At 36.3% G+C, this 12902-nt stretch carries 8 protein-coding genes; 4 read left to right on the plus strand and 4 right to left on the minus strand.

Features of this window, described 5'->3' with window-relative positions:
- The first annotated feature begins 135 nt into the window (after positions 1-135).
- Positions 136-1359, plus strand: a complete 1224-nt coding sequence (locus ACN4EE_RS13420) for a DUF1501 domain-containing protein (RefSeq protein WP_431706961.1) — start codon at positions 136-138, stop codon at positions 1357-1359.
- A 182-nt stretch (positions 1360-1541) separates the two neighbouring features.
- On the opposite strand, the gene ACN4EE_RS13425 is transcribed toward ACN4EE_RS13420, so the two are convergent.
- Positions 1542-3131 carry an iron uptake porin gene (locus ACN4EE_RS13425; RefSeq protein WP_431706962.1) on the minus strand — a complete coding sequence of 530 codons (1590 nt, stop codon included), beginning with the start codon at positions 3129-3131 and terminating at the stop codon, positions 1542-1544.
- Positions 3132-3558: 427 nt separating this feature from the next.
- Complete coding sequence (locus ACN4EE_RS13430) at positions 3559-5127, minus strand: ABC transporter permease subunit (RefSeq protein ID WP_431706963.1); 1569 nt, start codon at positions 5125-5127, stop codon at positions 3559-3561.
- A gap of 200 nt (positions 5128-5327) precedes the next feature.
- Between ACN4EE_RS13430 and ACN4EE_RS13435 the strand changes: the two genes are divergently transcribed.
- Entirely contained in the window at positions 5328-6089 is a 762-nt protein-coding gene (locus tag ACN4EE_RS13435; RefSeq protein WP_431706964.1) for an amino acid ABC transporter ATP-binding protein, read from the plus strand.
- Positions 6090-6408: 319 nt separating this feature from the next.
- The gene (locus tag ACN4EE_RS13440) at positions 6409-6552 is read left to right on the plus strand and encodes a high light inducible protein (RefSeq protein WP_431706965.1); all 144 of its coding nucleotides are present in this window, start codon (positions 6409-6411) and stop codon (positions 6550-6552) included.
- A 119-nt stretch (positions 6553-6671) separates the two neighbouring features.
- On the opposite strand, the gene mreD is transcribed toward ACN4EE_RS13440, so the two are convergent.
- A complete protein-coding gene (gene mreD, locus ACN4EE_RS13445) occupies positions 6672-7214 on the minus strand; it encodes a rod shape-determining protein MreD (protein WP_431706966.1) in 543 nt (180 codons plus the stop codon).
- 177 nt (positions 7215-7391) lie between these two features.
- Between mreD and ACN4EE_RS13450 the strand changes: the two genes are divergently transcribed.
- Positions 7392-8516: a THUMP domain-containing class I SAM-dependent RNA methyltransferase gene (locus ACN4EE_RS13450; RefSeq protein WP_431706967.1), complete on the plus strand. Its 1125-nt coding sequence runs from the start codon at positions 7392-7394 to the stop codon at positions 8514-8516.
- Positions 8517-8558: 42 nt separating this feature from the next.
- Here ACN4EE_RS13450 and ACN4EE_RS13455 read toward each other — a convergent pair.
- Positions 8559-12902: translocation/assembly module TamB domain-containing protein (locus tag ACN4EE_RS13455; protein ID WP_431706968.1), on the minus strand; the 4344-nt coding region annotated here is incomplete at its 5' end.

Consider the following 12902-nt stretch of genomic DNA (forward strand, 5'->3'; position numbering starts at 1 on the left):
TAAACTGATAAGTTATTTACGACATCTGCACTAGTCTTCTAGTATCAAGCGTCTTATCTTCACCGATAATTTTATAGTTCACTCAGGTAATAAAGGCGCGGAATTGCTCACCTTTCCCTAACATATTTAAACATTATGAAAAGAAGAACATTTTTACAACAAATAGCTCTATTCACTGGTGGCTTGATGATTCCAGTGGGGGCAAATGGTTGGGTTAGTCAAAGTTTCGGTAAAACCCTTTCATCGAAAAAATTAATTGTGGTTTTCCTGCGAGGGGGAGTTGATGGTTTAAGTGTAATTGTACCTCATCAAGAAGATGAATACTATGATTATAGACCCTCGATCGCACTGGCTGAACCGAATGAAAAAAATGGTGTTTTAGATTTAGATGGTTATTTTGGTTTACATCCTGCCTTAAAAGATTTGATGCCTCTATGGAAGAAAAAAGAGCTTACCTTTATTCATGGTTGCGGATTAACTACGAATACTCGATCGCATTTTCAAGCACAATTCTATATGGAAAATGGCAATCCGGGGGATACAAAGATGATGGAAGGTTGGATGAATCGTTTTTTAGGCATTTTATCGGCACAAAATCCTACCCAAGCAGTAAACGTTGGTTTAACCACTCCTCACATTTTAAACGGTTCAATACCTATTGCGAATTTGCCTAGGGGTAAGGATAGCATACAGCAACAACAGATCGATCGATCGGGGATCAGTCAATTTTTTGATCAACTTTATAGCGGTGATGATGACTTAAGTTTAGCCTATCAACAAGGTAGAAAAGCCAGAGAAATATTCATGAAGGAATTAGAAAAAGATATGATGGAGGCATCAAAAAACGCTCCTTCTTCATCTCAATTTGTTCAAGAAGCCAAACAAATGGCTACTTTAATGAAAGGAAAAGCCAATACTCAACTTGGTTTTATTGATTTAGGGCAGTGGGATACCCATGTTAATCAATCGACACGACTGAATCAATTATTGAAACCCTTAGGGGAAGGATTAGCCACTTTAGTTAAAGAATTAGGAGACACTTATAACGACACTACTATTGTTGTAATGTCAGAATTTGGGCGTACTGTTAAAGAAAATGGTAACAAAGGAACAGATCATGGTAGAGGTAATCCTATGTGGATTATAGGCAAAAATGTTAAAGGAGGACAATTTTATGGGGAGTGGGCAACTTTAGAAGAAAATCAATTATTTGAAGGTAGAGATGTGGGTGTTACTACAGATTTTCGTGAGCCTATTAGCAATATCTTAAAAACTTTTAACTTATCTGATCAATTAATCTCTCAAGTATTCCCTAATTTTATCCCTCAAAATAACTTAAATTTTCTTTCCTCAACGTAATTACAGGTTTTTCAATTTGGTAAATCATAAGCTAGTTGGCATTTAAGTTTACTGATGAAGGTAGGCAAAAGACAACAGGTAAGCAATGAAGTCATTTTTAAGACTTAATAAAAACGGTATGTTAAATGCGTCTTAGCTAATTGTAAAATGGTGGGCAATGCCCACCCTATTCTCATCAAGCCTTAAAAGGTAAAAGCCGTACGCAAAGCACCTACATACAAGGGATCTCGATTATTTTCAGGATTTAATATCACCCAAAAAGCAGGGGCGATCGAAATGTTATCGGTTAACTTGAAGGTGTAAAATGTTTCTATGAGGAAAGGAGTGTCTTTGGTTGCCACTATATCCGTAGGAATATTGTTTTTATTGGTTAAAGTGGAAGCATAGGGCGGACTGCCTACACTGATAGCCCCTAAGTTACCTTCTTTGAATAAGTCGGGAAAAGCAAGGCTTACTTTCCAATTCCAAATATCGGCGCTGTCTCCTCTCCTTAATCCCCCTTCGGCTTTAGAATGGGTGTACATACCCCATCCAGATACATTAAAACGAGGGGTAATTTGCCAAGAACCAATTATGGCATAATGATCGGAAGAAGCTGCATTACCATCAAAAGGATCATCTGTATTAGCTACCCCCATATAACCAAGCAAGGAAAAGTCCTGTAAATCACCCGTACCACTATAATCTCTAGCATAGGCAAAGGCAATGCCCGTATTAGCGCCCATTTGATAGGTTAATTGAGTGGCAATGTTGTATTTACCGTTAAATAAACCGTTACCCCTTTCAGGATTTGCTCCATTTAAGGCAGAATAGAGGAGTCCAATATTTAAGTTATCGGTGATGTCGTAGTAAGCACCAAATCCGGGTCCTTCGTAGTCGTTCATTAGATAAATAGGTGCTAAACTAGGGAAAAATGCGATCGAACCTGTAGCAAAATCCGCAGTATAGGGTGACAAAGGATCAGAAATGTCATCAAGGGTAATTTTAATTCCTGCTATCCACAATTTAGCTCGATCGCCCACGGGGAAGCTATACTGAACTTTATTTAAACTGGTGTTATTTTCACCTCCAGCACTAAAGTTAAAATCTGTTAAGTTACTACCTGCCCTTGCAAAGTAAAAGTTGCCCATTTGCAGACGTACTTTTAATAAATCTTCCCCTGTAAAACTGGTGTTTAAATCAAGACGGGTGCGGAAGTTGGCGGTAATTTGCCCATCGGTAATAGGAGTATTTTTTTTCGAGCCAATGGCGGCGGTTTCGTTTCCTGCTACCCCTGAAAAGACAAAAATATTCTCTCCTTGTAGCTTAGTTGTGGGTGCAAAGTTATGTTCTTCTAAAAAAGTAACTCTAGCGTCTAAGTTATCAACCCTCGTGGTGAGGTTAGCTAATTCTACTTCATATTCTTTGGCTAGGGCTTTTAATTTTTCGATGTCTTCTTTGGCTACTGTAGCACCTTCTTGTATCAAACGTTCTATCGAATTTAGGCAACTATTTAACCCTGCGGCAAACTCATAACGACTTAAAGCTCGATTTCCCCGAAAAGTTCGATCGGGATACCCGACAATACAACCATAGTTTTCGACCAAACTTCTCAAGGCTTCAAAAGCCCAATCCGTAGGAGAAACATCCCGTAATTGAGAGACGCTATTAATTTGACTCATAGCATTATTATCTTGAAGATAATTGAGAGTTTGAGCATTAACTTTTTCAGAGAATAGAGAATTTACACCAAAGAGAAAGGATAAAAAAACCAAAAAATTCAACTTTTTCATAGTAATTGCATTTAAGTTTACTGGTGATGGTAGTATTAAAAATTCGGGAATTGAGATTCCTTCGCTACACTCGGAATGACATTGTATTAGGAGTTACGCACTTGGAAAAACAATCAAGGCTTTAAGATTCCTTCGCTACACTCGGAATGACATTATATTTTTTTAATCAGTAGGGCGATGCACAACCCACCATCTTTTAAAATCTTGAAAATTTACCGAAAAATAACCTTATCCTGTCATTGCGAGGCACGAAGCAATCTCTCAAAAATCAACAATTTCTGCATAAACAAAGATTTAGGCAATATTTCTGAAATCGCTTTAGCAGATTTTCGCTGTTAGCTTCGCCAATTTATTGCGAAGTGGGTGATGTTAAACTTATCAGGCTACTAGACGGTTTAATGTTAACCTTGTCAACCTGTTGGATGGTTTAAGCCTCTGCTTTTTGTAAAGCTGACTTTCGCTTGGCTTGGGCAATGGGATTCATTTTCTGTTCTAGCCATTTGAATCCAAAGGATGATAAAGTAGTCAACACAAGGTAAACTAAAGCCACTGCAATATATACCTCAAAGGCTTGGAAAGTACTCGCTACGATTAATTGCCCTTGTCTGAATAACTCCGCAAAACCAATCACCGCCACTAAACTGGTGTCTTTGATTAGGGTGATAAATTCATTACCCAAAGGAGGCAAAATACGGCGGAAGGCTTGAGGCATAATCACTTCTTTCATGGTTTCCCATCGACTCATGCCCAAGGATTCACAGGCTTCCCATTGCCCTTTATCTATGGATTCAATCCCCCCCCTGATGATTTCTGCAAGGTAGGCAGTCACGTTTAAACTTAAGGCTATCACGGCGGCAGGAAAACGATCTAAACTCCACTGTAAGCCTATTTGTTGAAATACTGCGGGTAATCCAAAATAAATAATGAACAATTGTACTAACATGGGTGTTCCTCGAAAGAACTCTACATACACCCGTAAAGCATTTTTGAGGATGGCATTGTGAGAAATCAAGCCAAAGGCTACCAATGAGCCTCCAATTAAGCCAAAAAAGATAGAACAAGCTGTTAAAATAAGGGTTACGATCGCACCTTGAGGTAGTCTTTGCAGAAGTAACATGAATACAGACTGTCGATCGCCACGATTAAGGGCTGTGGAGATAAAATCCGATGAGCCTGTACCAATCAAGGAAGGGGCTATAATAGGTAAAGTATAAGGCTCTCCTGCAAACCATTTTTCATAGATTTGATTATAAGTGCCGTTGCGTAAAATTTCGTATAAACCGAAGTTAACTAACATTACCTTTTCGGAATTTAAAGGCAAACCGATACCATAAAACTCCTCCGTGACTAACTCCCCAACTACCTTAACCCCTCTTAATTGAGCATCTTTAACGGCGAATAAAGTTACAGGTGCATCATTAACTACCGCATCAACTTTACCGTTTATCAACTCTTGCAAGGCTAACACTGCCGAATCAAAGGAAATTACTTGCGCATTGGGAATTTTATCCGCTTCCATCGCTCCCGTTGTGCCTATTTGTACGGCAATTTTACGCCCTTGTAAGTCATCAAAACTCTTAATCTCATCGTTGTTTTCTTGTACTGCGATCGCCAACCCTGCTTTAAAATAAGGGCTAGAAAAAGTTATACTTTGCGCCCTATCGGCGGTAATCGTCATACCACTAACCACAGCATCTAAAGTACCTGACTGTAGTGCAGGAATAAGACCATCAAAAGGGATGGATTCAAACTGTACATCTAAGCCTACCTCCTGCCCGATGGCTTTCATTAAGTCAATATCAAAACCAATTAAACTGCTACCGTCTTCTGAGGGCATTTCAAAAGGGGGAAAAGTAGGCTCAGTGCCGACTCTTAAAGACATTGATTGACTTTGTGCCACTGAAAAAGGGTTGAAAGTAGTAAAAATAATTGTGAGAAATGCTACTATACCTAAAATAATCGGTTTCGTTAGGTTCGATCGTCCTTGTTTGATCATGGTGAAGGGTTTATAATTTGATATTATGGCAGTTGAATCTAAATATGACTTATATTATCTCAAAAATTATGTGTTCTAAAATACATTTTTTCTGACTAAAGTTATTTATCCTAAAATCAGTTAAATATGAGAATTTACCCTTTTAACCATCTTGTCTCACCTCATTTAAAATTCTAAAAAATTGAATAGGATCAATCATTATGTCTCAATCTTCTCCCGTTATTATTAGTGACAATTTACATAAAAGTTTTGGCGATTTAGAAGTATTAAAAGGGGTGAATGTGGAACTGCACAAGGGCGATGTGGTGTCAGTAATTGGTCCTTCAGGTTGTGGTAAAACTACCTTTATTCGTTGCTTAAATCGTTTGGAAAGCGTTACATCAGGCAAGTTAGAAGTCATGGGTATAGAAATGTCTGATCATAAATTAACGGAAAAATCTTTGCGTAAATTAAGAAGTAAAGTGAGCATGGTTTTTCAACATTTTAATTTATTTCCTCATCTGACGGTGTTAGAAAATTTAATGTTAGCTCCCCAAAAAGTTCTCAAAAAAACTTTAACAGAAAGCAAAGAAAAAGCTCATCATTATTTAGATAAAGTCGGTTTATCGGCGAAGGCAAATTTTTATCCTGAGCAACTTTCAGGGGGGCAAAAACAACGGGTTGCCATCGCACGAAGTTTGTGTATGCAACCTGAAATAATTTTGTTTGATGAGCCTACCAGTGCCTTAGACCCCGAATTAGTAGGTGAAGTGTTGTCAACCATGAAACAGTTAGCAGAAGAAGGGATGACGATGGTAGTAGTCACCCACGAAATGCAGTTTGCGAGGGAAGTTTCTAACGTGGTATTATTTTTTCATCAAGGAATTATCGAGGAGAAAGGAAAACCCGAAGATGTCTTTTCTAATCCTAACAGCGATCGACTTAAAGCATTCTTGAAAAGAAGCAATACTCCTGTTTATTAGCTTTCGTTAATTAATCGATAATTTCATTTATAGCAATTCTTATATTTATGAGGTAAATAGAACAGACTAAAACTCATTATTATTAAGAAATAGGTGTAACTCATAACAGTGAAAAATGTTATATATTTTGCTTTAGTAGTTAAAATGATGAAGATGAGAGAGAAAGGGAAAATAGGGAAAACCGTATAGAAGTTGTTCGTCTGAATAATCTTTTTTGCAAAAATATGTAAAGTTTTGTTGTCAACTTTAAAAAGTTATGTTAACTTAGATATAAGTTATTTGACACAAATGCAATTTTATAATATTGGAGACATCAATCATGGAAAACAAAGAAACTAAACTCGGTTTTACCGCTTTTGCTGAAAACTGGAATGGTCGTTTAGCTATGTTAGGATTTTTAATTGGTATTGCTACCGAATTGTTAACTGGCAAAGGCATTTTAGCTCAATTAGGCTTAATGTAATTTTGCTCGATTATGTGTATATTCTAAATATTAGTTAACTGAACGCAAAGGGATCGATCGATCCCTTTTTTTTGTATAATATTGTGTTATGTTATTTCTGTTTTATTAAATAAGTCCAATTATTTTTCTTGATAAGGCAGAGGACTAAGAATATAATTAAGAGGAAAATAAATTAAAGGAGTCCATAAACTACTAATAATTGCGGAAGTAAGGGAATTTTTTTGATAATTTAACCATATATCTATTAAAGATATTTGGGTTTGAATACTGTACTGTAAAGCAATAATTGTTTCGTTAATAATCGCCATTCCAAACACAATTAAAGTCAGAGAAATAACATCTTCTTTGACATACTTATCTTTATAAACATTACTAGTAAATAAAGCCACAATAACTAAACCTAAAATATGAGAAGGGAAAAACCCCGTTAAACTATCCCAAATCATGCCTAAACAGATTCCAGCAACAATACTCTGCCATAAATTGCGTTTGACACTCCAAGTTACCAACCAAATTAATAACCAGTTGGGAGTAATGCCAATTAACTCTAAACCTGGTATTCTAATTAATAATAATAAACAACAAATCATCAATGATATAACAATCAAAAATGTCCGTAACCAAAAATTATATTTCCAACTTCGATCGACTTTTTTAAACATTAAGTTATTAAAATTGATAATCAAAAATTTTCTAATTTGCTAAAATTTTATCTTTAAAATACTGATTAAAAAGTTTTTAGTCAAGTTTCTATTTCTTAATAAAAATTAACCACAATATTTAATAATTTTGACTAATTTTGTGATATATTATTAGGAGTTATTTGTCAATTTTTCATTGTGACTACATCTTATTTTGCTACCACCGCTAGAGGTTTAGAAGAAATTACTGCCCAAGAATTAATCAAGTTAGGGGCAACTGCTGTTAAACCAGAATTTACAGGAGTTTCTTTTGAGGGCGATCGAACCTTATTATATAAAGTGAATCTCTGGGGAAGAACCATTTTTCGAGTTTTACAACCGATACATACCATCAAAAGTACTAATCCAGAGCAATTATACCGCAATGTCAGATCGATCGATTGGTCAGAATATCTGCAACCTGAGCAAACCATCGCCCTACGTTGTACAGGCAAAAACCCACAACTCAACAATAGTCACGTCACTGCCATTCAAATCAAAAATGCTATAGTTGATCAACAACAACAAAAACACGGAGTTCGATCGAATGTTGATACCATTGAACCAGATATAGTCATCAACGCCCATATTCACGAAAATAACTGTATTTTGAGCCTAGATAGCACAGGAGACAGCCTTCACAGACGAGGTTATCGTACCGCTATGGGATTAGCACCCCTAAAAGAAACCCTCGCCGCCGCTTTATTATACATCACCGAATGGACACCGGAACAAGCCCTTGTCGATCCCTTTTGTGGTTCAGGTACAATTATACTAGAAGCCGCCCTTATGGGATTAAATATCGCCCCCGGATTGTATCGTAAAAAATTCTGTTTTCAAAACTGGACAGACTATGATGCCAAATTATGGGGTAATTTATTAAAAGAAGCCGAAATGAGCCAAAAAGAGCATTTACCACCCATGATTGGCACGGATGCTGATGCAGACATCATCAGACAAGCTCAAAGTAACGCTAAAGCCTGTGAAATAGGGGATCAAGTGAAATTTTATCAACAACATTTAGTCGATATAACCCCTCCTGCCGAATCAGGTATTCTAATCTGTAATCCGCCCTACGGCAAACGCCTTTCGGAAGTGGAAGCCTTATTTCCCTTGTATAAATTACTAGGAGATATTTTCAAGCAACGTTTTAAAGGTTGGACTGCTTATGTTTTAACGGGCAATAAAGAGTTAAGTAAAAAAGTCGGTTTACGCACTTGCGCTCGTATTCCTATTAATAACGGTGGTATTCCCTGCACATTGTTAAAATACGAAATGTATTGATAAACACTCCACCGTAAAACAGGCATCTTGCCTGTCTTTAGCTTAAAATCGCATCTGATAACGCACCTTATACTCCCCATAGATATAATCATAAGATACGGTGACATTAGAATTTTCTTTTACTTCATAAACCCCCTCGACTAAAGGAAAAATCCTTAAATCCTTCATGCCTAAAGGTTTACCCCAAGTGCTAACTTTTTCATTAACACCAAAACTGATATTATTGGTCAATGGTACTAGGATAAATTGAACTAAACCATTTTCAAATAAATCTTGACCACTTAAATCCTGTAATTGAGTCGCTAAATTTAATAATTGCCCCCCTACGATTAAATTCATTAACTCTCCTTCACTACGATTCGGAATGCTACGCAAAGACACAAGAGGAGAGTTTAAAAGGTTTAAATTCTTACCTTCTTGATTTAAGGCTGCTAAATTAACACATTTTGCCACCTCATTTAATTGATTCGCAGAAAGTTTGACTTCTTCAGCAATGGGAGTTGTGGAATTGACACGGCAATAATCATTAACCCCCCCTGATAATACGGGTAATAATTGAGCTAATCCGCCTTCTATTCTTAAAACTACTTGTATATTGTCACCTCTGCCCCCCCGTACGATCGGATCAAGTATTTCATTTCTACTGGTATTAGGTAGTTTTCGAGAATAATCAACAATATCCGCTTGTACTTCTATATTTATGTCTGGATTTAAAATACTTTCATTAGGATTGAAGGTGATAGTATTTTCATTAGTACGAGATAAGAAAAATGTAGTTTGTCCAAAACCTGTGTTAGAACTTAACACTGTTAAAGGGGTTGGACTCCCTAAGTAAATAGCCCCTCTACGGACGTTTATTGTTCCATCTGCCCTGAGATTTTGCCAATCAAGAGCGCCACCGTTAACCGTCACTTCACCACCGAATAGAAAGCGATATAAGTTCCATTCAGCTAATTGTCCATCAGCGATTTTTAAGGTAAAATCTGTCAATAGAGGTTGAAAAATGCCTTTATTAGAAGGGTTATTATCACTTAACCATTTATTGCCGATACCTTGATTATTATTGATATTTGCCATGGCGGTTAAATTTCCTTCGGGTAAAACAAAGTTACCGTTGTTTAAACTGACATAACCTCCGATTTCTGGAGTCAATGCTGTACCATTAATAATTATATCTCCCTCAATTTTTCCTGAAAAGAGATTTTGTACATCTATTTTTTGTTCAGAAATTTTTACTGATAGGGGGTTTTCATTATTACTAATAGGATTAAATAGGGGTAATTTTCCAGAAATAGTGACATCTGCATTGTCAATTATTCCTTTTAATTCTTCCACATTTAATATCTGATTTTCTTTTTCAATATTGACGTTTCCTGTTAAATTAATCGCATTATTTATTGCTACTGAATTGACTAAAGCATTATCAAAATTAATTTCTCCGTCTATGCTAATTAGCTCAGGTTTAAAGTTATTAATTAATTGATTTATTGAGGCTATTTCTATGTTTAAATCAGAAAAAATATTACCACTATTTAAACTTAGTTTACCTTGACTAATTATATCTAACAATTTAACTCGATCGCTATCTAATTTGACATTAATAAAAGCAGATTTATCTTCTGTAACCAAAGGATGGTAAGGGATAGAAGCATTAATTGTGATATTTTGATTTTCGATCGAGTTTACCTTTAATTCATAATTATTATAAGCAAAAATGCCCTTAATTTCTTCATCAATAATCGTGCCGTCAAGAGCAGTATTTTTTAATGTTACGGCACCTTCGATCGAAGGATTAAAAATGTCACCTGATAGAGTGCCATCAAGACTAATTAAACTGTTTAAATCGAGAGGAAATCTAATAAAATTATCGAGAAAGTCTAGGGGAAAATTGACAACATTAAAATTACCTTCTTGGGCGGTTGCTGAGAGATTTCCTGCGAAGAAAACTTGACTATTTGCCATGCTTAATTCAAACGGTTGCACGGCGAAATTTTGATTTTGCCACGAAGCCTTTAAAGCAATTTTTTCAATGGGGATAAATTGAGTTTCTTCGATTACCAAGCCGAGGGAATCCACGATATTGGGAAAATTTTGTTGCGGTAGCCACTGCCATTGATTACCTTCAAAATTGACATTGACTTCGGGGGAGGTTATTTTACCGGCGAGGAGGATTTCCCCTTGATATTTACCACGAATATCTAAATCATTCGGGATTTTTCCCGATTGCAAATCTCGTGCCATCGATCGAATTTGCTGATCTATTATATATAAAAGATTAACTTGGGCTTTGATGGAATCAGTATCATCACCAACGGAGGCGGGGGGTATATTATCAGCCGAAGCGAAGACATCTCCAGTTTGCCAGTGAGTCAGCAAAGCCGAGAGGGTATCCACATCAGAAATTTGCAAAGTCGCAAAAATATCCTCAACCCTACCCTCTAAAGCCATTCTTCCCTCCACAACCTGAGTAGCAAAATTAAATTTACCCTCCAAATCATAGTTAGTATTAGCGAAACTCAACCTTGCATCTTCTAATTGCGCGATGCTATTAGCAAAATTAAAATTAGTCGAAAAATTTTTAGCGACAATATTACCTAAGCCGAAGGAATCTAAAGAAATATTGCCAGTAGCGGAAAAATCTGAGAGATTGACAGTTATATCCGAAGACAAAACCCCCTTAACTTTTCCTTTCACCCCATAATTAATTGCAGGTTGCAAAGCCAGAGTTTCTAAAGCAAAATCCGAGAAGACAAGATTAAATTGATTATCGACACGTTTACCGATAAGAGAAAAACCAGAATCTCTCCCCTGTTTTATTTCTATGTGAGAAGGAAAGAAAGGAGTTGTTAAGTTAAGAGGAGAAAGAGTGACATCTTCTCTAGGCAAAGAAATGGCAATAACATCCTCTTTTCCTCGCAAGTCTAAATTAATCAGAGAGGAGTTAGCAGTAAGTTTTCCCCTTAACTCAGATTCAAAACCTAGTTGATTCACATTAAAGTTAGTCAAAATTAAGTCACCCTGAATATCTACATTATTTTCAGCAAGAGGATTACTTAATAACTGGTTTGCCTTGATGACTCCTTGAAAATTTACCCTACCATCTAAATCTATGGAAGAAGGAAGAAGACGAAACCCCTCCTCCTTTTCTTCAGAAGACACCGAAACCAGAAGTTGATTAACAGGGATAACATTAAGATTAGAATTAGCCGTCACCTGTAACTGTAAATTATTAATGTCAGGGGAAGAAAAGAGATTAACTAAATTAAAGTTACCCTTTCCCTTGAGAGTATTTTTTCCTGTCTCAAAATTAGCAGAGTCTATATTAATAGGAATAACCTTATTTTCTGAAACAGAGGGAAGACTCCCCGAAAGATTTATTTCACCATTGACATTATTTAATTGCGCAAGACTAATATGTGATGATTGATTAACCAGAGACAGTTGTTGATTTAAAGTCTCAAGATTAACATTGCGAGTATTAATGCGACTTTGCCATTGATTATTGTTAACTCTGGTAGAAAGCAAGACTTTCCCCTCGGCAATATTTCCATTACCATCTATTTTAAGATTGAGACTTGGTATTGAAGAAAGGGATTGGTTATCGACATAATTAGCAGAAAAAGATAATAAATCGGAGACACTGGAGGTAAGAGTAAGATTTCCGTTAAGGTTATTAACTTTAAGGTTACTGTTAGGGAATAGTTGAGAAAAAGAAATTCTATTGGCAACCCCTTCTACAGAAAGTTGATTATTTTTGACAAGGATTTCACTGTTAAAATTTCCTTGCGCCAACCTTCCCCTTATATTTGTAGAAAGATTAAGGGAGGGGAGGGAAGAAAAAGTTTGATTGTCAAGATAGTTAAGGGTAAAAGTGACTAAATCAGAAACACTAGAAGTTAAGGTGAGATTTGCTTTAATATTTTCTGTGTTGAGGTTATTGGTGTTGGGTAAGAGTTGAGATAATAAAATTCCATCGGCAAAACCTTCTAAGGAAACTTGACTGTTTTTAACAACAGTTTGACTATTAAAATCTCCTCCTGCAAATCTCCCTCTTATATCTGCTGTGAGATTAAGACTAGGAAGATTAGTGAGGGTTTCATAATTGAGATTAGGAGATTGATTAGCTAAAGAATATAATTCCCTTGTTTTTGCGGATAGGTTAACTTGACTAGAGTTGATGTCTAAGGGAAGACTGGTAATAAATTGATTGACAGAAATTTGACTAACATCGGCGGTTAGGGTGGTGGTTTCCTCCTCTACCCTTGCGATGGCATTAACTATTCCTTCTTCTAGCTGTAATTTGCTATTCGTTGAAAGGGTTAAACTGTTAGGAAAATTATTATTAGGGGAAGAGGAAGAGGGGGAAGAGGGGGAAGAGGGGGAAGA

This window comes from Geminocystis sp. CENA526 (assembly GCF_050753365.1).
Classification (GTDB): Bacteria; Cyanobacteriota; Cyanobacteriia; order Cyanobacteriales; family Cyanobacteriaceae; genus Geminocystis.

Excerpts from the sequence above, each read along its gene's own strand:
- ACN4EE_RS13440 (WP_431706965.1), top strand. The coding sequence starts at position 6,409 with ATGGAAAACAAAGAAACTAAACTCGGTTTTACCGCTTTTGCTGAAAAC.
- ACN4EE_RS13430 (WP_431706963.1), bottom strand. The coding sequence starts at position 5,127 with ATGATCAAACAAGGACGATCGAACCTAACGAAACCGATTATTTTAGGT.
- ACN4EE_RS13425 (WP_431706962.1), bottom strand. The coding sequence starts at position 3,131 with ATGAAAAAGTTGAATTTTTTGGTTTTTTTATCCTTTCTCTTTGGTGTA.
- ACN4EE_RS13420 (WP_431706961.1), top strand. The coding sequence starts at position 136 with ATGAAAAGAAGAACATTTTTACAACAAATAGCTCTATTCACTGGTGGC.
- ACN4EE_RS13435 (WP_431706964.1), top strand. The coding sequence starts at position 5,328 with ATGTCTCAATCTTCTCCCGTTATTATTAGTGACAATTTACATAAAAGT.
- mreD (WP_431706966.1), bottom strand. The coding sequence starts at position 7,214 with ATGTTTAAAAAAGTCGATCGAAGTTGGAAATATAATTTTTGGTTACGG.